Source organism: Streptomyces sp. Ac-502, assembly GCF_045222935.1.
GTDB lineage: Bacteria > Actinomycetota > Actinomycetes > Streptomycetales > Streptomycetaceae > Streptomyces > Streptomyces monomycini.
This window is the reverse complement of record NZ_JBHFFO010000001.1, coordinates 3,351,916-3,372,694: the sequence shown is the minus strand read 5'-3', so window position 1 is coordinate 3,372,694 and position 20,779 is coordinate 3,351,916. Positions and strand designations below refer to the sequence as shown.

The 20,779-nt window shown below is 69.6% G+C and carries 17 protein-coding genes and 2 pseudogenes; 9 read left to right on the top strand and 10 right to left on the bottom strand.

The window, feature by feature from the left end; genetic code table 11:
- The first annotated feature begins 352 nt into the window (after window positions 1–352).
- The 6 genes and pseudogenes from ACEXOX_RS15135 (at window position 353) to ACEXOX_RS15110 (ending at window position 6,844) form a co-directional block, all read left to right on the top strand.
- Window positions 353–1,579: an ABC-three component system protein gene (locus ACEXOX_RS15135; protein WP_406521143.1), complete on the top strand. Its 1,227-nt coding sequence runs from the start codon at window positions 353–355 to the stop codon at window positions 1,577–1,579.
- Complete coding sequence (locus ACEXOX_RS15130) at window positions 1,566–2,024, top strand: three component ABC system middle component (RefSeq protein WP_406521141.1); 459 nt, start codon at window positions 1,566–1,568, stop codon at window positions 2,022–2,024. Before ACEXOX_RS15135 ends, ACEXOX_RS15130 begins: the two co-directional genes overlap by 14 nt.
- Window positions 2,025–2,043: 19 nt before the next feature.
- Window positions 2,044–4,014 carry a DUF3732 domain-containing protein gene (locus ACEXOX_RS15125; RefSeq protein ID WP_406521140.1) on the top strand — a complete coding sequence of 657 codons (1,971 nt, stop codon included), beginning with the start codon at window positions 2,044–2,046 and terminating at the stop codon, window positions 4,012–4,014.
- A gap of 247 nt (window positions 4,015–4,261) precedes the next feature.
- Window positions 4,262–4,981, top strand: a pseudogene (locus ACEXOX_RS15120) (tetratricopeptide repeat protein); the annotation flags it as partial.
- 10 nt (window positions 4,982–4,991) lie between these two features.
- Window positions 4,992–5,525 (top strand): NUDIX domain-containing protein, encoded by a 534-nt coding sequence (locus ACEXOX_RS15115; RefSeq protein WP_406521138.1) that lies wholly within the window; start codon window positions 4,992–4,994, stop codon window positions 5,523–5,525.
- A gap of 326 nt (window positions 5,526–5,851) precedes the next feature.
- Complete coding sequence (locus ACEXOX_RS15110; protein ID WP_406521136.1) at window positions 5,852–6,844, top strand: hypothetical protein; 993 nt, start codon at window positions 5,852–5,854, stop codon at window positions 6,842–6,844.
- A 521-nt stretch (window positions 6,845–7,365) separates the two neighbouring features.
- Here ACEXOX_RS15110 and ACEXOX_RS15105 read toward each other — a convergent pair.
- Both ACEXOX_RS15105 and glnA read right to left on the bottom strand, forming a co-directional pair.
- Complete coding sequence (locus ACEXOX_RS15105; protein WP_406521134.1) at window positions 7,366–7,665, bottom strand: hypothetical protein; 300 nt, start codon at window positions 7,663–7,665, stop codon at window positions 7,366–7,368.
- Between the two features lie 557 nt (window positions 7,666–8,222).
- Entirely contained in the window at window positions 8,223–9,632 is a 1,410-nt protein-coding gene (gene glnA, locus ACEXOX_RS15100) for a type I glutamate--ammonia ligase (RefSeq protein WP_406521133.1), read from the bottom strand.
- Window positions 9,633–10,021: 389 nt separating this feature from the next.
- Here glnA and ACEXOX_RS15095 point away from each other — a divergent pair, with 389 nt between their 5' ends.
- A complete protein-coding gene (locus ACEXOX_RS15095; protein WP_033038675.1) occupies window positions 10,022–10,489 on the top strand; it encodes an RDD family protein in 468 nt (155 codons plus the stop codon).
- A gap of 189 nt (window positions 10,490–10,678) precedes the next feature.
- Here the strand turns inward: ACEXOX_RS15095 and ACEXOX_RS15090 are convergent, their stop codons facing one another.
- The 4 genes from ACEXOX_RS15090 to lipB form a co-directional block, all read right to left on the bottom strand.
- Window positions 10,679–11,395 (bottom strand): DUF4191 domain-containing protein, encoded by a 717-nt coding sequence (locus ACEXOX_RS15090; protein WP_406521132.1) that lies wholly within the window; start codon window positions 11,393–11,395, stop codon window positions 10,679–10,681.
- A gap of 10 nt (window positions 11,396–11,405) precedes the next feature.
- Complete coding sequence (locus ACEXOX_RS15085; RefSeq protein WP_030022010.1) at window positions 11,406–11,624, bottom strand: hypothetical protein; 219 nt, start codon at window positions 11,622–11,624, stop codon at window positions 11,406–11,408.
- Window positions 11,625–11,852: 228 nt separating this feature from the next.
- Complete coding sequence (gene lipA / locus ACEXOX_RS15080; protein WP_030022011.1) at window positions 11,853–12,803, bottom strand: lipoyl synthase; 951 nt, start codon at window positions 12,801–12,803, stop codon at window positions 11,853–11,855.
- 181 nt (window positions 12,804–12,984) lie between these two features.
- Window positions 12,985–13,758, bottom strand: a complete 774-nt coding sequence (gene lipB, locus ACEXOX_RS15075; RefSeq protein WP_406526354.1) for a lipoyl(octanoyl) transferase LipB — start codon at window positions 13,756–13,758, stop codon at window positions 12,985–12,987.
- Window positions 13,759–14,159: 401 nt separating this feature from the next.
- Between lipB and ACEXOX_RS15070 the strand changes: the two genes are divergently transcribed.
- The gene (locus ACEXOX_RS15070; protein WP_406521130.1) at window positions 14,160–15,725 is read left to right on the top strand and encodes a regulator; all 1,566 of its coding nucleotides are present in this window, start codon (window positions 14,160–14,162) and stop codon (window positions 15,723–15,725) included.
- A gap of 194 nt (window positions 15,726–15,919) precedes the next feature.
- On the opposite strand, the pseudogene ACEXOX_RS15065 reads toward ACEXOX_RS15070, so the two are convergent.
- Together ACEXOX_RS15065 and ACEXOX_RS15060 are read right to left on the bottom strand one after the other, a co-directional pair.
- Window positions 15,920–17,144: pseudogene (locus ACEXOX_RS15065) on the bottom strand (FAD-dependent oxidoreductase).
- 520 nt (window positions 17,145–17,664) lie between these two features.
- Window positions 17,665–18,597 (bottom strand): TIGR01777 family oxidoreductase, encoded by a 933-nt coding sequence (locus ACEXOX_RS15060; RefSeq protein WP_406521128.1) that lies wholly within the window; start codon window positions 18,595–18,597, stop codon window positions 17,665–17,667.
- Window positions 18,598–18,638: 41 nt separating this feature from the next.
- Between ACEXOX_RS15060 and ACEXOX_RS15055 the strand changes: the two genes are divergently transcribed.
- Window positions 18,639–19,130, top strand: coding sequence for a GNAT family N-acetyltransferase (locus ACEXOX_RS15055; protein WP_406521126.1), 492 nt, complete (start codon window positions 18,639–18,641; stop codon window positions 19,128–19,130).
- Between the two features lie 50 nt (window positions 19,131–19,180).
- Here the strand turns inward: ACEXOX_RS15055 and ACEXOX_RS15050 are convergent, their stop codons facing one another.
- Complete coding sequence (locus ACEXOX_RS15050; protein ID WP_406521124.1) at window positions 19,181–20,017, bottom strand: alpha/beta fold hydrolase; 837 nt, start codon at window positions 20,015–20,017, stop codon at window positions 19,181–19,183.
- Complete coding sequence (locus tag ACEXOX_RS15045; RefSeq protein ID WP_406521122.1) at window positions 20,014–20,616, bottom strand: TetR/AcrR family transcriptional regulator; 603 nt, start codon at window positions 20,614–20,616, stop codon at window positions 20,014–20,016. Before ACEXOX_RS15045 ends, ACEXOX_RS15050 begins: the two co-directional genes overlap by 4 nt.
- Window positions 20,617–20,779: the final 163 nt, after the last annotated feature.

Below are 20,779 nucleotides of genomic sequence, written 5' to 3'. Positions count from 1 at the left end.
TCCGCCCTCACCCTGCCAGGCGGATGCCGTTCACGACCGCGACGCCGAGCCTCGGATCTGAATCACGCCGCCCAGGTGCGTGGTGCGGACGATCGACGAGCTCGCCCAAGCCATGGCCGACGCCCTCGCTCCGTAGGAGCCGCTCCGTACCTGCGCCAGCGTCATCAAGATGTACATGCTCAAGTCACCCGCCTCACGCTGATTCGCGGGCTGCCGCAACGGTCAGCGCGGCTACTACGGGCAGCTGGCCAGCACTTGTAACGGCTCGGAAAGTTTGGCAGTCCGTGTTTTACCTGCGGCGCGGCCATGAAATGATCGCTGCACTCGGTCACTAGAGGGAGGCGGTGGGTGCATGACCAGCCCGGGGAATCCCTTCGAAGCTTCGGCGTCAGCGCTCGGATACCTCTACCAGCTCCGCGTGGCGCTCCAGCGCTGTGTGGAGCTCTCCAGGGGCGGGATCGAGTGGAGTGTGGCGATTGAGGCAACGGACGATGTCCAGGCCCTCATCGGGTCGCAGACCGAGCTGACCCAGCTCAAGAAGCGGGCAGACAACGTGAGACTGACGGACCTGTCGTCGGACCTGTGGAAGACGATCAGGGTCTGGTCACACGCCGCCACCGAGGGGCACATCGATCTTGCCGAGACAAACCTCTACCTGATTACCACCGCAGAGCTGCCGGACGACAGTGCGGGGTTCCTCCTGCAGCCCAAGGCCAGCGGGCACCGTGACGAGCAGGCTGCCGAGGCCCTCCTCGTCCAGGCGCGGCAGTCCTCGAAGAGTACGACGTTGGCCAAGGCCTTCGAGGCGTTCGACGCGCTCGGGGCGCAACGCCGAGCCGAGCTCATCAGCCGGATCGAGGTCATCGGTGACGCGCCGGGGATGGACTCCATCAGGGAGAACCTGCTCGGCTACGCAAGCCTGGCCGTCGAGCGCCGGTTCGCCGAGTCCTTCCTTCAGCGTCTTGAGGGGTGGTTCTTCGAGCGGGCGTCCGTCCAGATGAGCGTCCCGGGATCAGCCCCGGTGACCGGCGCCGAGTTCGACGAGCTGTTCAACGATCTACGCAATCAGATCGGTGAGCACAATCTGCCGGTCGACCCTGATATCGCCGCGCTCACGGCTGCTGCCCCGGCCGCTGCCGATGCCGCCGACAAGGTGTTCGTGCATCAGCTCCGGCTGATCGACGTGGGCGCGGAGCGGATCGGCTATGCGGTTCGGGACTGGGTGAGGGCTTTCGCTCAGCGCTCCCGCTGGGCGAACGAGAACCTGCTGCGTGCCGGCGAGATCGGAGCGTATGAGCGCAGGCTCATGGAGGAATGGCAGTCGCGCTTCGCCGAGATGCGTGAAGACCTCGGTGATGAAGCCACCGAGGAAGAGATGAAGCGTGAGGCCAAGCTGATCTACAGGTGGGTCGACCGGGAGGCCCGGCTTCGTATCCGCACCGGTTGTGAAGAGGTGTTCGTCGTCAAGGGGTCGTACCAGATGCTCGCGGACGAGCTGCGGGTCGGGTGGCATCCGGACTTCAGCGCCCGGCTGGCGGCTCTGCTGGAGCCGGCTGGAGCCGCTGATGGCCGAGCGTGACCTCAGCCGCGAGGAGCGCGCCCTGTTCAACCCGGCCTTCACAGCACTCGTGTGCGTTCGGGCTGTGCAGGGCTACGAGAAGCAGTACCGTTCCGCCTGCCCGCTTCCAGTCGCAGTGACCGCAGCGGTCATGGCCCTCCAGCCGTCCATCCGGACGGCACTGCCCGCCACCATCCGCACCGGGCTGATGAACTGGCTCGATGAGAACGAGGCCGTGCGCGTGGCCATGGGTCTCAACGCCGCCGCCCTCGCCGCCGTCGTGCGACCAGGCCTGCTCTTCGCCCTTCAGAGCGATGTGCTCAGGCTTCAGGGCTCTGAGCTAACGGTGAAGCCACGGGCCGTGACGGCCCTCACGGACAGCCCCGAACAGAACACCGCGATCCAAAAGCCGCCCACCAACTCGGGCGCTGGCTGCCCAGCACCGGCAGCATCAGCACCGTCCTGACGCTCCTGGGAGTCCAAGCGTGACCTTTCAGATCCAAGCGGTCACCGTCTACGGCAAGCAGCCCGGACAGGTCCGCACGGTCCCGTTCCGCACCGGCGCCCTGAACATCGTCACGGGTGACTCCCGGCGCGGAAAGAGCGCGCTGCTGACGATCATCGACTACTGCCTGGCCAGCTCCGACTACCCCGTCAAGGCAGGCAAGGTCCGCAAGTACGTGGGTGCCTACGCCGTCACCCTGGCGAAGCCCGACCAGCAGCTCTTCGTCGCCCGGCGCGCCCCGGAGCCGGGGAACGCCGTGAGCACCGTGCTGTGTGTCCTGTCCCAGGCCCCGGACACCCCGCCTCCCCCGCTGGAAGAGCTGACCTTCGCGACGCCCTTGGACACCGCCAAGGACATCCTCAGCGACTTCTGCGGCATCGACCGCACCGTCAAGGTGCCCGCGGTCGCCCGTGCCCAGACCATCGCTCCGTCGATCCGCCACGCGCTCTACTTCTGCTTCCAGGCCCAGAACGAGGTCGCCAACCCCGACCTGCTGTTCCACTCCCAAGGTGAGGAGTGGCGGCCGAACACCATCCGGGGTGTGATCCCGTACTTCCTTGGCGCCGTCGACCCCGAACAGGCAGCGCTGCGCAACCGGCTGCGGCTCCTGCGCCGGGACCTTTCCGACCTTGAAGCCAAACTCGCCCAGGCCCGCGACCTCGGCCCAGCGTCGGGCCAGGCCCGAGCGCTGCTCACCGAGGCGGTCGAGGCAGGGCTTCTGCCGCACCGCGACAGCGAGCCGACGGCCGAGGAGATCCTTGGCCTTCTGCGGTTCGCCCTGGAGGGCAGCATCCGGCTGGAGCTGGAGCCCCGACCGGACAACGACGGCGACCCGTTGGCCGCCGCCATCGGCCGGCGTACTCAGCTGCGCCGCGCCGTCGGGCAGTCTCGAGCCCGCATCGCCGACCTCAAGCGCGCGGTTGAGGAGAATGACGACTTCGCGGGAGAGGCAAGGGAGCAGCGCCGACGTCTCGCGTCTCTCGGTTTGATGCGGCTGTCTCCGGACACCTCCCAGGCCACACAGTGCCCGGTGTGCGAGAGCCCGATCGCCTCGGCCAACACCACGGTGGCGACGATCATGCACGACCTCGAACGCCTCGACGGCGATCTGCAGGTGATCGGCAGCGACACACCCGCCCTGCAACGCCAGGTGGCCCTGGAGGAGGAGCAGCTGCAGCAGCTGCGCGCGGCGCTCTCCCGCAGCCAGGACGAGATCAACGAGATCAGCGCCGGGCTGCGCGCGCTGCAGCAGGAGCCGGACCAGACGCAGCGGGCCGCCCATGTGCGAGGCCGTATCAGCCTTTACCTCGACACCACCGCCCAGCATGTGAGTGCCCCGCAGGTCGAGGACCGCCGCGACGACCTCCAGCGGCAGATCGCCGAGTTGGAAGAGCTCCTGAGCGACGACACCCAGGGCGACCGTCTCACCAGTTACCTGTCCCTGATCAGCCAGAACATCCGCACCAAGGCTGCCTCACTGGAGCTCGATCACTCGGACGCGCCCATCCGCCTCGACGTCAACCGGCTGACTGTCGTCGCCGACACGGCCGACGGTCCCGTCCGGCTCGCCGACATGGGCAGCGCCGAGAACCACCTGGGTTACCACGTCGCCACGCTGCTGAGCCTGCACGAGTGGTTCAGCGAGCACCGCGGACCTGTCCCGCGGACGCTGATCCTCGACCAGCCGTCCCAGGTGTACTTCCCGCCCGACTACACCGGCGAGCCCACACCCCAGGGGACCGACCTCAGCCACCTGCTGAACATCTACCGGACCATCAACGACACCGTCCAGGCACTCGACGGCGCGCTCCAGGTCATCGTCGTCGAGCACGCCGACCTGGCCGACCCGCTCTTCCGTGACCACGTCGTCGAACGCTGGCGCTACAGCAACAACCAGGCCCTCGTACCTCCGGAGTGGATCACTGAACCGATCGACGACGAGGACGAGTAGCCCGGCACTCGGCCTTCGGAGTCCGCTCCACGCCGAGTGCACCTGCCGCCGTATAGTTCGAAGCCTGTCAGCGTGACGGACCACCGAATCAGCCAGTGGACATCGAGCTGCTGACCCTGTCGCCGAACAGTGTGACCTTAGTCACGCGCCAGTGAAGGAATGAGACACTGTGATCCTGCGTGGCGTGTTGGCGCCTCGGGGCTCCGGTCCCACGTAAAGCGACACACCCGCGGGGGACACGGCATCTGCGGCGACAACCGGCTGGAAACACCACGACCTCGGACAGGAAGGCGCAGCCCAGCGCTACTACCAGGTCGGCTACCAGCTCGCCTGCGAAGCCGACCCCCATGGCCACGCCGCCTGGATGATGCGCGCCCTCGCCCACCAAGCCCTCAGCCTCAAACAGCCCCACCACTGCGTCGACCTCGTCGAAGGAGCCCTCGCCCGCGGCCTCGGCCACGTCGACGGCCAGACCGAAGCCCTCCTCCACATCACCCACGCCCGCGCCTACGCCGCCGTCGGCGACAAGGCCCCCGCGGCCCGCGCTCTACTCGCCGCCGAAGACGCCCTCCTCCGCGACGACAGACCGCAGCCCAGCTTCTCCCTGGTCAGCGGCCCGGCTGCCGGCACCGTCGCCAGTCACACCGCCCGCACCCTCACCGACCTCACCGACCATCCCGGCACCGAACTCCAGCACCGAGCCGCCCTCACCCGCTGGGACCCGATCAAATACAAGCGCGTCCACGCCCTCACCTACGCGGACCTCGGCGACAGCCTCGCCGCCCAGGCCCGCGCCGACGAAGCCGTCGCTGCCTGGACCCAAGCCCTCACGCTCATGAACGGCATGACGTCCGACCGCACCCGCAAAGCGATCTCCTCCATCAGATCGACGCTCGCGATCTACCAACGCCGCAAGGTGCCCGGAGCCGCCGACCTCGCCCGCCGGGCCCGCGAAGCCCTGACCTAACTGACCTACTATGCCGATCAACCCGGCCGACGAAGGGATCACCGTGGCTCAGCCGAACACCGACGACCGCCCCCAAGCCCTCAAGCCCGCCCTCGACTCCATGACCCTCCTCGTCGCGGCCGTCATCGTCCACGACAAGGCCACCAACCGCGTCGTCCTCCTCCAACGCAGCCAGAACGCCAAGTTCGCCCAGGGCATGTGGGACCTCCCCGTAGGCAAGAGCGAACCCGGCGAGCCCATCACAGAGACCGCCGTCCGCGAGCTCTACGAGGAGACGGGCCTGACGGTGAAGCCGGAGTCCCTGAAGGTCGCCCACATCATCCACGGCGCCTGGGGTGTCGAGGCCCCTAACGGCTTCCTCACCGTCGTCTTCGCCGCCCATGAATGGTCCGGCGAGCCCGAGAATCGCGAGCCCCGGAAGCACGCCCAGGTCCGGTGGGTCGGCACCGACGCTATTCCCGAAGCGTTCGTCGACACCACCGCCAGCGCCCTGCGTCGCTACCTGGTCGGCGGAGCGGAAGTCTCCCTGGATGGCTGGAGCTAGCGTCGGGCGTCCGCCTCGGCTGTCAGTGCTCGCCGCTACGCTCCCGAGCGTAGCGACAACGTGGGAGGGGTCACATGGCGGCGGAGCGAAAGTGCCCTGAATGCACGGTGCGGGACAACGCCAACCGTAATGGGAAGCCCGGAAGGTGTGTTGTGTGCATCGACAAGCGCTACCGGCACACCGGTTGGGATCCTCGCGGGCCCTACGTGTCTCCGAAGCACATGCGTCTGTGTGTGTGCCTCGAGTGCGAACGGCCCGATGAGGTCAGTTATGCCGAAATCCGTAACAGAGACAGTCGATACTGCTACTGGTGCGTCAGTCGTCAGATGTACGAGCGCGGACTCGCGGCAGAGCCGTCACGCTGGGACATCACACTGGAGCAGGTTGCCCAGATCGTGATCGGTGACAACTTTCTGGCGCGAGGAGCTGATGGCGAAATACTCGCCGCACCAGATCTCGCCCGACAGATGGAAGATGTCTGGTCACTCGTGGACGTCGAGTGCGCTGTGTGCGCAACCATCTCCCGATGGAGCGCATCGTGGAGCCTTAGCAACCCTGAAGCTGCAGGTCGCAGCCGATGTATGTACTGCCACTCGCGGCCCATGGGGCCCTGGCAGAACGACTTCTTCAGGCAGCATGGGCTGGTGCGTGAGCACGACGGGTACGCCCGGCTCGGTCAACGAGTCGCCGCCCACTGCGAAGTCTGTGGGTACAAGCGCAGTATCTCGATCTCCGAACTCAAGAGCGGTGTCGCCCCTTGCCTCAACTGCGCTGAAGCCGCTGACCCCGATGCCATGCACATCGTCTACCTGATGCACTTCCCTGCATTCCGTGCATACAAGGTCGGCTTCACGAGCACCGAGGTCCGACACGACAGGATCGCCTCCCACACGGCACACGGCGGCATGCTGATTGAGCAGCACAAGGTGCCGAACATGGAGGCTGCGCGGACAGTGGAAAACGTCGTGCTCCGTGCTGTGCAGGACTTTCCGAGTGGCTGCACAGAACGGGACTTCCCCCAAGGCGGCTACACGGAGACCTGGAGCGATGACGCGCCCGCTATCGATCTCGGTGATGTCGTATCCCAGCTGGCCCGAGGCGAAGCACCTGGCTTTGATCGGCTGGGTAAGTTCAGGGCTTACTTCGAGGATGAGCCACCGACCATCGAGGAACTGCTTCCATTTCGGCGCATCGAGACCGAAGAGGTAAACGGAGCTACGTTCCACCACGTGGGCTTTAGTGAGCCTCTGGAACAGGTGTACCGCAAGATCCAGGCACGCCGGGAGGCCCTACCTGCTGATCACGGCGAACTTGCGTGAGACGTGCGGTCGGGGACCGAATCGCCTTCGGCGAGGACGTTGAGCCGGGCGCGCAACAGCCGGCAGGCCAACGCAACGGCGCGGTGGATACTTCCGCCGCAATACCTGATGCGGTGCTGCCTCCGAAGGCATGGACCCGATGCTGACCTGGGTACATAGGTGCACCCCTCACGCACGAGATCGCCTCCCAAAACCGCCCGGGCCCCACTACGGACCAGATCCAGTGCGGCCGAGTCCGCTGTAGCCTCGCCGAGCGCCACGACCGCGACACCGGCCGCGAAGCCATAGTGGACGCAGTCCGCCACATCCCCGCCGCACTCGACTACGCCCGACGAGCCCTGTCGTTGACCCCCTCACGTACGGCCTGATGCTAGTCAGCCCAGGGGGTCGCCATCGACGCTTGGCCCGGATGCGAGGGAGCCGAAGCCCTTGAGTGCGAGTGGCGGAAGACTTGGCGGAATGGCGCCGTTTACGAGGCGGAATCACCTCGCGCGGAGTCGCATAGGAGGAGCCGCGCGTCATTAATGGATGCCATCTGGGGCATCCAGCGCATTCCGCGCCAACTCGGCGAACGCCGAGAGTTTCTGTTTGAGCTCTGAGACTGCCTCGGTCACGTTCCGGGAGCGTTGCCCCAATGTCGAGTCGTCGTACGCCTGCCGGGCGTGGATGAGGGAGTATGACTGGGCGTTGCTGGTCGCCGTGGTTGCAAGGTTCACGATGTCTTCGGCGAGATCAGCGACGCTGCGCGGCCCTTCGATCATGACGATTGGGCCAGCGGTTCGTACTGTGGGAAGTAGAGCTGATGCCTTCTTCCAGGCCACTTCGAGTTCCTCCGGGGAGTGATCTCCCCGAATCGCGGCATATGCCATAGAAGAGAGGCACCCAAGTGCCTCTTGGTGCGCGGTGATGGCCTCAAGGAATCGGCTGTAGACCTCGCGCCGCCCCTGGCGTCGCCACTGTGAGTGCTGGCTGCGCCCTTGAGTTCGTCCCGACAGTGCAGCCGCGCCGATGGTCCCACCCGCACCGAGGAGACCTCCCACCGCCGCACCGAGAAGGGCAGCCACTCCAGCATCCATTTCAACACTCTTGCACCTTCATCAGGTGGCCCGGGGGCTATCTCAGGAACCCACAGCCACCCAATACGTAGGTCTCGGGCGAGGCGGAGGACCCAACGAAACAGCGAGGGCCGCCGCCCCGAACTTGGAGCAGCAGCCCTCACCGCAATTTCTGACGCCAAGTCAGGCAACTCGCTGGCCGGTGCACACTCGGTGCACAAGGCCCCGGAAACCCAGCAGAACCAACAAGAAACGCTGAGACGTGTTTCCGCAGGTCAAACTAGGTTCGCGAGGCTCCTGTCAAGGTCACCCGACCCCGCTTCTTAGATGTCGAAGTAAAGCTCGAACTCGTGCGGGTGCGGCCGGAGCTGGATCGGGGCGATTTCGTTGGTGCGCTTGTAGTCGATCCAGGTTTCGATGAGGTCGGAGGTGAAGACGCCGCCCTGCTGGAGGTACTCGTTGTCGGCTTCCAGGGCGTCGAGGACGGCCGGGAGGCTGGTGGGGACCTGGGGGACGCCCGCGTGCTCCTCGGGGGCGAGTTCGTAGAGGTCCTTGTCGATCGGCTCGGCGGGCTCGATCTTGTTCTTGACGCCGTCCAGGCCCGCGAGGAGGAGGGCGGAGAAGGCGAGGTACGGGTTCGAGGACGGGTCCGGGGCGCGGAACTCGACGCGCTTGGCCTTCGGGTTGGAGCCCGTGATCGGGATGCGCATCGCGGCGGAGCGGTTGCGCTGCGAGTAGACCAGGTTGACCGGGGCCTCGAAGCCGGGGACCAGGCGGTGGTAGGAGTTCACCGTCGGGTTGGTGAAGGCGAGGAGCGACGGGGCGTGCTTGAGGATGCCGCCGATGTAGTAGCGGGCGGTGTCCGAGAGGCCCGCGTAGCCCTGCTCGTCGTAGAAGAGGGGCTCGCCGCCGGTCCACAGGGACTGGTGGACGTGCATGCCGGAGCCGTTGTCGCCGAAGATCGGCTTGGGCATGAAGGTGGCGGTCTTGCCGTTGCGCCAGGCGACGTTCTTCACGATGTACTTGAAGAGCATCAGGTCGTCGGCGGCGGCGAGGAGCGTGTTGAACTTGTAGTTGATCTCCGCTTGGCCGGCCGTGCCGACCTCGTGGTGCTGGCGCTCGACCTTCAGGCCGGCCGCGTCGAGCTCCAGGGAGATCTCGGCGCGCAGGTCGGCGAAGTGGTCGACCGGGGGAGCCGGGAAGTAGCCGCCCTTGTAGCGGACCTTGTAACCGCGGTTGTTGACCTCGGAGCCGGTGTTCCAGGCGCCGGCCTCGGAGTCGATGTGGTAGAAGGACTGGTTCGCCGACGTCTCGAAGCGGACGTTGTCGAAGACGTAGAACTCCGCCTCCGGACCGAAGAACGCGGTGTCGGCGATGCCGGTGGAGGCGAGGTATGCCTCGGCCTTCTTCGCCACGTTGCGCGGGTCACGGCTGTACTGCTCGCCGGTGATCGGGTCGTGGATGAAGAAGTTGATGTTGACGGTCTTGTCGCGGCGGAACGGGTCCACACGGGCGGTGGAGAGGTCGGCGCGCAGAGCCATGTCGGACTCGTGGATGGCCTGGAAGCCGCGGATCGAGGAGCCGTCGAAGGCGAGCTCCTCGGTCGGGTCGAACGCCTCCGCCGGAACCGTGAAGTGCTGCATCACACCGGGCAGGTCGCAGAACCGGACGTCGACGAACTTGACGTCTTCGTCCGCGATGAACTTCTTGGCCTCATCGGCGTTCTGGAACATCCAACTCCTCCTAGCCCGGTCACCGGCGGTCGGCGGACGCGGGATTGCTACTCGGAGCGCGTCATGTGCGGTGGCGCGCTTGCCCGACCATAGGCAGGCGGGATTTCCCAAGCATGACCCATTTGTTTCGCCGAGGTTAACCGCCGCGCGGCCCGTTCGGGGAGGTGATGTGCGGGGGATGGGTCGGCGGAATTGATCATTCCGGAGGCTTGGGGGACCGGCTGGGAGCTGCTGAGCGCCGTGGGAAGGGGCAGGGAGGGGACGGGACGGGACCGTACCGTCGCGCCGTGTGGCAGGGGCGTCGCACGGTGTCCCCGGTGCGCCCCTCGGGCGCTCTCCGCGGCGCCCCGCGAGCGGGCGAACGTATGCGGTCGCAGTACCGTGGACGGGTGGACAACAGGCAAGCAATCGGATCGTGGATCTCCGGGCCTCGCGCGGCAGCCGAGGACATGGGTGTCGAGTTCGGCTACCGCGGACAGCAGCTCGGGCTGCCCGAGGAGGGGCCGGGCTCGATCGCGCGTCCCGGCCGGCGCTTCGCCGCCCTCTTCATCGACTGGGCCCTGTGCTCGCTCGTCGCGTACGGGCTGCTCAGCCACGGCCGGGCCGAGTCGACGAGCAACTGGGCGCTGGCCGTCTTCGTGGTGCTCAGTGTGCTGACGGTCGGCACGGTGGGCTTCACGCCGGGCAAGCGGCTGGTGGGCCTGCGGGTGGTCGCCGAGGGCGGCGGACGGCTGCCCCTGCTGCGCGTGGTGCTGCGGACGGTGCTGCTGGCGGTGGTCATCCCGGCGGTGATCTGGGACCGCGACGGCCGCGGCCTCCACGACCGGCTGGCCCGCGCCGTACAGGTCCGGATCTGAGGCGTACGTACGGACGGCTGCAAGGGCCGTACGGGGGACAGGGCGGGGTGGCGCGGGGCGTACGGACACACCGGTCACCCCCCAGCCTTCCAAAACCCCCGAGGGGCCCGGGACCACAAGGTCCCGGGCCCCTCGGCCGTTCCGGTGACGGGCGCCGGGCGCCGCGTCGTGCTGTACCGCGGGTGCGGTTCAGCGCATCTTGCCGCCGCCGCCCTTCGGCATCCGCATGCCGCTCTTGGGCATCGGACCCTTCGGGACCGGCATGTTGCTCATGAGGTCGCCGAGTGCGCGCAGGCGGTCGTTGGTGGCCGTGACCTGGGCGCCGGGCAGGGTGCGCGGGAGCTTCAGGAGCGTCGTACGGATCTTCTTGAGCGGGACCTGGCCCTCGCCGTCGCCGACCACGAAGTCATGGACCGGGGCGTCGCCGACGATCCGGGCCATCCGCTTCTTCTCGGCGGCCAGCAGGCCGCGTACGCGGTTCGGGTTGCCCTCGCCGACGAGGACGATGCCCGCCTTGCCGACGGCGCGGTGCACGACGTCCTGCTGGCGGTTCATCGCCACCGCCGGGGTGACGGTCCAGCCGCGGCCCACGTTGTCCAGTACGGCCGCCGCCGCGCCGGGCTGGCCTTCCATCTGACCGAAGGCGGCTCGTTCGGCACGGCGGCCGAAGATGATCGCCATCGCGAGGAAGGCCAGCACGAATCCCAGGATGCCCAGGTAGACGGGGTGGCCGATCAGGAAGCCGAGGACGAGGAGAACGCCGAAAACGACGATGCCCACGCCGGCGACGACAAGACCGACCTTGGGGTCGACCCGACGGGTCATCTTGTAGGTCTGGGCGATCTGCTTCAGTCGCCCGGGGTTCGCAGCGCCCTCAGCGCTGTCTGCTTTTGCCTTCCTCGCCATGGGGCGCAGTTTACGTGGCGTTCGGGCCCTCGGTCGCCGCGGCCTCCAGTACGTGCTGGGCCTCGTGCCGGTCCCTGGCGCGGCGGCGGTCCTCCAGCACCGATGTCCACGCGTTCCGGCGGGCGGTGCGCTGGCCTGCGCGCATCAGTACGGACTCCACCGCGCGCAGGGCATCGGTGACCGACGGGATGGGGAGAGCGGCGGTGGCGCGAGCGGGCGCGGCCTGCATGACGGGTTCCCCTTCTGGAGGAATGGTGGACGCGTTCTGTGAAGCCATCGTTACAGATCGGTGTTACCAACTGATGACCCGCGGGTCAAACACCGATGAAACGTTGACGCGGCCCGCACCGCCCCAGCCTGGGGAGGTGCGGGCCGCGTCATGACACTCTGTGCCACGTTTCACATTCCGGTCCATGGGTCGTACGGCCCTGTGCGGGGCGGAACGGCCCTGTGCGGCTCAGACGGCCTGCGCCGACTCCTGGACCTGACGGCGCTCGATCGCCTGCTGGTACAGCCGGCCGGCGCGGTAGGAGGAGCGGACCAGCGGACCGGACATGACGCCGGCGTAACCGATCTCCTCGGCCTCTTCCTTCAGCTCCACGAACTCGGCGGGCTTGACCCAGCGCTCGATGGGGTGGTGCCGCACCGACGGGCGCAGGTACTGCGTGATCGTGATCAGTTCGCAGCCCGCGTCGTGCAGGTCCTGGAGCGCCTGGCTGATCTCCTCGCGCTCCTCGCCCATGCCCAGGATCAGGTTGGACTTGGTGACCAGGCCGGCCTCGCGGGCCTTGGTGATGACCTCCAGCGACCGCTCGTAACGGAAGCCGGGGCGGATGCGCTTGAAGATCCGCGGCACCGTCTCGACGTTGTGCGCGAGCACCTCGGGGCGCGAGGAGAAGACCTCGGCGAGCTGCTCGGGGACCGCGTTGAAGTCGGGGATGAGCAGTTCGACGCCGGTGTCGGGCATCGCGGCGTGGATCTGGCGCACGGTCTCCGCGTACAGCCAGGCGCCGCCGTCGTCCAGGTCGTCGCGCGCGACGCCGGTGATCGTTGCGTACTTCAGTCCCATGGTCTGGACGGATTCGGCCACCCGGCGCGGCTCGTCACGGTCCAGTTCCTGCGGCTTGCCGGTGTCGATCTGGCAGAAGTCGCAGCGGCGGGTGCACTGGTCACCACCGATGAGGAAGGTCGCCTCGCGGTCCTCCCAGCATTCGTAGATGTTGGGACAGCCCGCCTCCTGGCAGACCGTGTGCAGGCCCTCCTTCTTGACCAGGCCCTGCAGGTGGTTGTACTCGGGGCCCATCTTCGCCCGGGTCTTGATCCACTCGGGCTTGCGCTCGATGGGGGTCTGGCTGTTCCGGACCTCCAGGCGCAGCATCTTGCGTCCGTCGGGTGCGACAGCGGACACGTCCGGCTCCCTACGACTTCGTTTCTTCGGCGTACACCAGGGTACGCCCGTCAATTCGCACGTCTTTACGTGCAGGCCAACCCCGTATGACAGGGGGCATTCCTCGCGGTCCGTTTCGGTGGCCCGGTGACCGGCCCGGCCGGTCCGGGAAGGACCGGGGCGGACCCGCCCGGTGGCCGGCTCAGACCGCCCGCGGGAGCAGCACGGCGTTCTCCAGCACGTCGCGCAGGTGCTTCTCGACGACGGGCAGGACGTCGGCGATGGTGATCTCCCGGCCGAGTTCGTTGGCGAGGGAGGTCACCCCGGCGTCCCGGATGCCGCAGGGCACGATCTTGTCGAACGAGGTGTTGTCCGGGTTCACGTTGATCGCGAAGCCGTGCATCGTGACGCCCTTGGCGACACGGATGCCGATCGCGGCCAGTTTCCGGTCCTCGCGGCGCTGGCCGGCGTTGGACGGGGCGTACTCCGGACCGTTCAGCCGGGGGTCGAACTCCTCGTCGGCCGTACGGGGGTCGAAGTCGAGGGAGAGACCGCCGAGCTGGGGGCGGTCGGCGACCGGGTCGCCCAGCACCCAGACGCCGCTGCGGCCCTCGACCCGGGTGGTCTCCACGCCGAACTCGGCGCAGGTGCGGATGATGGCCTCTTCGAGACGCCGTACGTGGGCGACGACGTCGACCGGGCGCGGGAGCTTCTGGATCGGGTAGCCGACCAGCTGGCCGGGACCGTGCCACGTGATCTTTCCGCCGCGGTCGACGTCGATGACCGGGGTGCCGTCCAGGGGGCGCTCGCTGTCGTCAGTGCGCCGGCCCGCCGTGTAGACGGGCGGGTGCTCCAGCAGCAGACAGGTGTCCGGGACCTCGTCGGCGAACCGGGCGGCGTGCACCCTGCGCTGCTCCTGCCAGGCCGACTCGTAATCGACGGCGTCGGCGCCGAAGCCCAGCTGTACAAAGCGCAGCCCCTCGGGTACGGGGTGTCCCCCCGAGAGATCGCAGTCACGGCAGCTCCTCTTCGAACTTTGATACGTCCTTCGCGCCCACGCCAACTGTACGGCGGGGGCGGACGGCACCTGCACGCGCCCGGAGCGGGGGCTTGATGCGCGGGCGCACGGGAGCGCTCCGGGAGCCCCCGGGGCACTCCCGGGGCCGCCGTTGCGCAATCGGGGCGGGGCCGCCCGGAGACGCGTGGAGGAGAGTGCGAGCCCTGCTCACACGATCGGATGAACGCGTGGCGAAGGCGGCGAGAAAGCCGCTCAAGGCCGTTACATTCGCGCCGTTCCACGAGGGCAGGGAGCAGCGCCGGACAGGGTCAGCCGAACCCGGGCAGCTCGGCCCGGAAGGCAGGAGACCGGTAAAGCTGATGACGGAACGACCCCCACAGCGCACGCCCAACCGACAGCTCGCCGCGCTCATCGCGGAGGCGGGATTCTCCAACGCCGGGCTGGCCCGACGGGTCGACCAGCTCGGCCTGGAGCACGGGCTCGACCTCCGGTACGACAAGACGTCGGTGACGCGCTGGTTGCGCGGGCAGCAGCCCAGAGGCACCACGCCCGCACTGATCGCCGAGGTCTTCACGCGCAGACTGGGACGCCGGCTGTCGGCCCAGGACCTCGGCCTGGACGCCTGCGCGCCGGTGTACGCCGGGCTGGAGTTCGCGTCCACGCCGAGCGAGGCGGTGGACATCGTCAGCGGCCTGTGGCGCAAGGACTCCGGCAGCCACGCGGAGCTGCGGAAGATCGCCTTCACCCCGGCCGGGCTGGTGGTGCCCAGCCGGGACTGGCTGATCGGACGCGCCGACGAGCGGGTCGCGCACGGTGACGCGGCCGAGCCCGCCGGCCGGCTGCACACGCCGGGCCGGATGCAGGTGTCGGTGCCCCGGCAGCGGCAGTTGGACCGGGCGGGCCACGACCGCGCGGGCCACCCCGAACGGCCGGAGCGCGCGGGGGCGGCCGAACGCGCCGGGCGCGCGGAGCACGCCGAGCGCCCCGAGCGCACGGCACGACCCGACCGGGCGCACGCCTACCGGGTGTCCGCCGGTGACATCAAGGCGCTCCGCTCGGTCGGCGAACTGTTCCGGGCGCTGGACCACGCGTACGGCGGCGGGCACGCGCGCCAGGCCCTGGTGCGCTACCTGGAGCACGAGGTCGAACCGATGCTCCGCGGCACGTACGGCGAGGCGGCCGGACGGCGGCTGTTCGCGGCCGCCGCCGACCTGACGCGGCTGGCCGGCTGGACGTCGTACGACATCGCCGCGCACGGCCTGGCGCAGCGCTACTTCGTCCAGGCGCTGCGGCTGGCACAGGCGGCCGGGGACCGCGCGTACGGCGCGTACGTCCTGGTGACCATGAGCCGGCAGGCCGTCTACCTGGGGCACGGGCGGGAGGCCGTCCAGCTGGCCCGGGTCGCCCAGCAGGGGGTCGGCAGCAACGCGCCGCCCGTCGTCCAGGCCCTGCTGCACTCGGCGGAGGCGCGCGGACACGGCGTACTGACCGAGGTACGGGCGTGCACGGCCTCACTCGCGCGGGCGGAAAGGGCGCTGGAGACGGCGCGTCCGGGGGACGACACGCCCTACTGGGCGCGGTTCTTCGACGAGGCCCAGCTCGCCGACGAGCTGGCGCACTGCCACCGCGACCTCCAGCAGTTCCGGGCGGCCGCGCAGCACGCGGAGCGCTCGCTCCAGCTGCGGGGCGCCGGCTTCGCCCGCAGCCGGCTGTTCTGCCGGGTGGTGCTGGCGACGGCACGGCTCGGTCTGGGCGAGCTGGAGCAGGCGTGCGCCCTGGGCGCGGAGGCGGCGCTCCAGGCGTCCGAGATGCGGTCCGTACGGGCGCACGAGTACGTCCGCGAGTTCGAGCGCCGACTGGAGCCGTACCGGGACGCGGCGGCGGTACGGGGGTATCGGGACCGGGTGGCGGCCATGAAGGGGTGAGGGCGCGGGGCGAGGGGACGTGGGCGGAGGGGGGCAGCACGAAGGGAGCCGTACGGAGGGTGACGGGTGGGGCCGGTGGGGCGGGGCGCGGGGTGCGGCCTGCTCCTTCGGCGTGGTGGGCCCGGCCGGGCCCTGTGGGTGTGTGTGGCCCGGCCGGTCGGTGGGTCAGGGGTAGGGGGCGGGGTCGGGAGGTGTCAGGCCGCTGCGGACAGTTCGCAGGGCTCGTGGAACGGGGGCAGGCGGAGGTCGTCGAGGGCGGCGCGGGCGGCCCGGCGGCCGGAGCGCAGGGCGCCCTGGACGGTGCCGGTGTCCCGGTGGTCGCCGCACACGTACAGCCCGGCCAGCAGCCGGACGGACCGGTCCGGGTCGTGCGGTACGGGCATGGCCGGGACCGCCTCCGAGTCGTGGTGGGCGGCCAGCAGCTTCCAGGCGTCGGTGGAGGTGCCGTAGATCCGGTCGAGCTGGGGCCGGACCGTCTTGTCCAGCGCCCGGGCGGGCAGCGTCGCCGGGGCGCCCAGCACGGTCGTGGTGATCAGAGCGCGGCCGGCGGGGGCGCGGGACGGGTCGGTCTCGCTGGCGACGTAGGTGTGCGCGACCGGGCCGTCGGCCGGCAGGAAGAGCACCGGTTCGCGGGACGGGGGACTGTCAGTGGTGTGGTGGACGATGGTCACCGGGTGGAAATCGGGGGTGCGCAGCCCCGGGAGCAGCTCTGCCGCGTCGCGCGCTCCGGTGGCCACGAGCACCGCGCGGCAGGGGAACCGCCCGTGGTCTGCGGTGGTGACGCTGGTGGTCGAGACGGAGACGGCGCGTACGGAGGTGCGCACGGTGCCGGGGGAAGGGAGGCGGCGAGGAGTTCGGGCAGCGCCGAGGCGCCGCCGACGGGCAGGCACAGCCGCCCGCGGGCGAAGGCTCGCAGGGCCTGGGCGGCGCTGCGGCTGGAGCCGGAGAGCGCGGGATCACAGAGGAGGGCGGACAGGAGGGGACGCAGGAACCCGTCGGGGATGTACGGCGGGAAGGGCGGACGGGCGGCCAGTGCCTGGGCGACGGGGCGGTCGGCACGCCGCTCGGAGCGCGAAAGGGCGCGCGCTGCCAGAAGTGCGCCCCTTGTGCTCCGGGGGCACCGACGCGGTGCGTCCGCTGGCCGTTGTGGAGGCAGAGTCCGGGGGAGAAGTGACGCAGGGCCAAGCCGTTGAGGCCGGGGGTGGTGCGGAGTTCGGGGTACGAGGTGACGAGTAGTTGGCCGGTGCGGTCCAGCCGGAAGCCGTCCAGCCGGTCGGTGGTGGTCCGGCCGCCGGTGCGTGGGGCGGCCTCCAGCACGGTGACCGTGGCTCCCGCGCTGGTCAGATGGTGGGCGGCGGCGAGACCGGCGAGGCCGGCCCCGACGATGACGACGTCCACGGTCGATGCGGTGCGCAGCACGTGCCCTCCCGAGGTCGGTCCCGGTGCCGGCGCTGAGGGGCTCTTGCCCCGAACCGGCGCGCGGGATGCCGAGTTCGTGAGGTTGGAACCATAAGAAACGCCGCGGCGGGGGCGCGATCGCGCGTAGACCGCGCACGGGCGCACGATGCGGCACGATGCGGCACGGAGTGCCGCGAGGGGGCGGGATGGTGCGGGGCGTTGCCGGTTGAAGCGCCGTCGGCGTCGGGGTGGTGGGGTGGCACCCAGGGTGGTGTGCCTCCGGTGGTGTGCCTCCGGCGGGGACGGGCTTTGACTGCGGGTGGTGGCCGGGGCGCCTTCGGCGGGATGGGGTGGGGCGGGGCCCGCCGGTGGTGTGGGTGGTGCGGGCGGGGCCGGGGGTCCGGGGCGGATTCCTGGACTGCTGCGCTTTACGTCCTGGAACCCACTCCTCCGCCCCGGCCCCCGGTCTCGTGGCGGGCCGCGCCTCGATGGGGGTGGGAAAGAGACAAGACGTGGTGCCGCCCGGATGGGGAGAGAGAAACTAACCGGCCAGGGCCGAGCGGATCGCCCCGTCCACCGTGGGATGGGCGAACGTGAAGCCGGAGTCCAGGAGGCGTTGGGGGATGACGCGTTGGCTGGACAGGATGTTGTCGGCGAACTGGCCCAGGGCCAGCCGCAGGGCGGGGGCCGGTACGGGGAACGGGGTGGGGCGGTGCAGTACGCGGCCCATCGCCGCCGTGACCTCGCCATTGGTGACCGGCTCGGGTGCGGTGAAGTTGACCGGGCCGCTCAGCTCTTCGGTCGCGATGAGGTGCCGGAGAGCGGCGATGTGGTCATGCAGGGAGATGAAGCTCCAGTACTGCCGGCCGCTGCCGAGCCGTCCGCCCAGGCCCAGCTTGAACAGGGGGAACAGTCGTCCCCAGGCGCCGCCCTGGCGGCCCACGACCAGCCCGGTGCGGGGGAAGACCGTCCGGATGCCGGCTTCGACTGCCGGGGCGGCGGCCTCCTCCCAGTCGACGCAGACGCGGGCCAGGAAGTCGTCGCCGGGCGGCGCCGACTCGTCCGTCCGCCGGTCGCCGGTGTCGCCGTAGTAGCCGATGGCGCTGCCGCAGACGAAGACGCGCGGCGGGGTGTCCAGGGAGGCGATGGCCTCGGCGAGCGCCGCCGTACCGAGGACGCGGCTGTCCCGGATCGTGCGCTTGTACGCGTCGGTCCAGCGGTGGTCGCCGACGCCGGCGCCCGCGAGGTGCACGACGGCGTCGCAGCCCGCGAGCCCGGCGGCGTCCACCTTCTGGCGTTCGGGGTCCCAGCGCACCTCGTCGGCGCCGCGCGGCGGGCGCCGGACGAGCCGGACGATGTCGGGCCGCTCCCCGGCTTCCGGCGGGCGGGTGGCGCTCTCCGCGCGAAGGGAGCGCAGGAGTGCCGTTCCGATGAGACCGGTCGAGCCGGTGATGGCGATCCGCATGACAGCCATACTGCCGGTTCGGGGAGCGTATACATGGCACAGTGGCACGCATGTCCGAATCGTTCGTCCGTACCGCCGTTTTCGCCGATGAAGAGCAGCTTGCCGTGATCGACCGCCGTACGTGGTCGACGCTGCACGCCGTGACGCCCCGGCCGCAGTCTCCGTACGGCCGGTTCTTCGACGACCGGCACCGGCCCGAGGACCTGCTGGTGGCGGAGAACGCGGGGCAGCTGGCGGGCTTTCTGCGGATGGTGCCGCCGACGGCGCTGCCCTGCAACGCGCACGTCCGGCAGATCCAGGGCCTGGCCGTGGACATCTGGGCGCGCGGCCGGGGCATCGCCCGTACGCTGATGGACGCGGCGTGCGCGCAGGCGGCGGACGAGGGCGCCCGCCGGATCACCCTGCGCGTCCTCGGGCACAACGCTCCGGCGCGCAGGCTCTACGAGTCGGCGGGCTTCGAGGTGGAGGGCGTTCTGCCCGAGGAGTTCCTGCTGGAGGGCAAGTACGTCGATGACGTGCTGATGGGCAAGAAGCTGAACTGAGCGGCCGGGGCGGCCTTCAGGGAGTGAGCGCCTTCAGAAGACGAGTGCCGTCAGGAGACGAGTGCCTTCAGGAGGACGTCGGCGAACTCGGCCGGGTGTGTGGTCGTACCGGTGTGCCCGCCGGGGAAGTGCAGGAGTTCCGTGCCGAAACGTTCGGCCAGGAAGGCGGCCGGCCGGTAGGACAGCTCGCCGCGGGAGTCCTGGCCGCCGGCCAGGACGAGCCGGTCGGTCAGCGTCGCCAGGTGTGCGGTGTCCGGGGCGTAGGACATGAAGGGGGCCACGATCTGCCCGACGAAGTACGGCAGGTTGGCCATGGTCTGCTCGGCCCGCGCCGCGGCCTGCGGCGGAAGCTTCATCTCAGGCTGGGGTTCGGAGGCGCTGCCGTCCTTCCTGAGGCCCGCGGCGAACACGGCCATCGCCGGCATGAGCCCCTCGGTACGGAACGTCTCCTGTACGCGTGCGACGAGCGCGCGGTGTTCGGCGGCGTCCGGCAGGACCTCCACCACCGGCGGCTCGTGCGCCACGACGCGTGCGAGGCGTTCGGGGTGGGTGGTGAGCAGGTGCAGGGCGGCGATCGCACCCGAGCTGATGCCGAGCACCCGGGCGGGTTCGCCGGGCGACAGCAGCTCCAGCATCCGGAACGCGTCGTCGGCGTGCTCGGCCACGTGCTGCTCGGCCCCGGGGTCGTCCAGCACGCTACGGGACATGCCGCGCGGGTCGTAGGTCGCGACGGTGTGTGTGGCGGCCAGCTCGTCGGCGATGCCGTCCAAAGAGGCCGCGCCGCCCGCTCCGCCGGGTATGAGCAGCAGCAGCGGTCCCTGGCCGCGCACTTCATAGTGCAGAGTCGCGCCGTTAACGCGCAGGCTGCCGGTGGTCGGGCCGGTCATGTTTGGTCTCCTTCTCGGGTTTCGCGGGGCGAGGGCCAGTGCGTCAGGGCGGTGTGGAGGGCGTCGAGGGCGCGGACCCAGGAGTCCTGCGGCGACCGTTCATGCGCGAAGCCGCCGGCGGCTTCCAGGGCGACGAAGCCGTGGAACGTACTGCGCAGCAGCCGAACCGCGTCGGTCAGGTCGGGTTCGGCCAAGCCGTAACCGCGCAACATGCCATAGGTCAGCTCGACCGCGCGTCGCGGCCCGGGGGCGTTCGCGGCCAGTGCGGGGTCGATCTTCAGCGGCAGCTGCGTCGCCATGTAGCGGCCGGGATGGGCGGCCGCGTACTCCCGCCAGGCGTCGGCGAACGCGACCAGCGCGTCCTTGCCCGCGAGGCCGGCGATCGCCTCCGCGATACGGATGGTCTTCTCGTCCGCCGCCAGCAGCGCGATCCGCCCGCGCAGGTCGTCCAGGCCGCGTACGTGCGTATACAGACTCGCGTCCTTCACACCGAGCCGCCGCGCCACCTGCGACATGGTGACCTGGTCGAGTCCGACCTCGTCCGCCAGCTCGGCGCCTGCGAGCGTCACTCGGTCCGCCGTTAGTCCGGCTCGTGCCATGTGCCTGCTCCCTTACCATTAGCTAGGCGCTCTAGGTTATTCCTAGGGCTACTAAGTTATACCTAGGAGCCCTAGGTATAACTTATGGTCCCTAGGCCCGGCAACGGGTTTAGGCAGCCCACAGTCGTGCGTGGCCTGCGTTGTGGCGCGGTGAGGGAATAGC

What these genes read in the sequence shown, in the direction of transcription:
- ACEXOX_RS15135 (WP_406521143.1), top strand. Translation starts at nt 353, where the DNA reads ATGACCAGCCCGGGGAATCCCTTCGAAGCTTCGGCGTCAGCGCTCGGA.
- ACEXOX_RS15130 (WP_406521141.1), top strand. Translation starts at nt 1,566, where the DNA reads ATGGCCGAGCGTGACCTCAGCCGCGAGGAGCGCGCCCTGTTCAACCCG.
- ACEXOX_RS15115 (WP_406521138.1), top strand. Translation starts at nt 4,992, where the DNA reads ATGCCGATCAACCCGGCCGACGAAGGGATCACCGTGGCTCAGCCGAAC.
- ACEXOX_RS15110 (WP_406521136.1), top strand. Translation starts at nt 5,852, where the DNA reads ATGTACGAGCGCGGACTCGCGGCAGAGCCGTCACGCTGGGACATCACA.
- glnA (WP_406521133.1), bottom strand. Translation starts at nt 9,632, where the DNA reads ATGTTCCAGAACGCCGATGAGGCCAAGAAGTTCATCGCGGACGAAGAC.
- ACEXOX_RS15090 (WP_406521132.1), bottom strand. Translation starts at nt 11,395, where the DNA reads ATGGCGAGGAAGGCAAAAGCAGACAGCGCTGAGGGCGCTGCGAACCCC.
- ACEXOX_RS15085 (WP_030022010.1), bottom strand. Translation starts at nt 11,624, where the DNA reads ATGCAGGCCGCGCCCGCTCGCGCCACCGCCGCTCTCCCCATCCCGTCG.
- ACEXOX_RS15070 (WP_406521130.1), top strand. Translation starts at nt 14,160, where the DNA reads ATGACGGAACGACCCCCACAGCGCACGCCCAACCGACAGCTCGCCGCG.
- ACEXOX_RS15060 (WP_406521128.1), bottom strand. Translation starts at nt 18,597, where the DNA reads ATGGCTGTCATGCGGATCGCCATCACCGGCTCGACCGGTCTCATCGGA.
- ACEXOX_RS15055 (WP_406521126.1), top strand. Translation starts at nt 18,639, where the DNA reads ATGTCCGAATCGTTCGTCCGTACCGCCGTTTTCGCCGATGAAGAGCAG.
- ACEXOX_RS15050 (WP_406521124.1), bottom strand. Translation starts at nt 20,017, where the DNA reads ATGACCGGCCCGACCACCGGCAGCCTGCGCGTTAACGGCGCGACTCTG.
- ACEXOX_RS15045 (WP_406521122.1), bottom strand. Translation starts at nt 20,616, where the DNA reads ATGGCACGAGCCGGACTAACGGCGGACCGAGTGACGCTCGCAGGCGCC.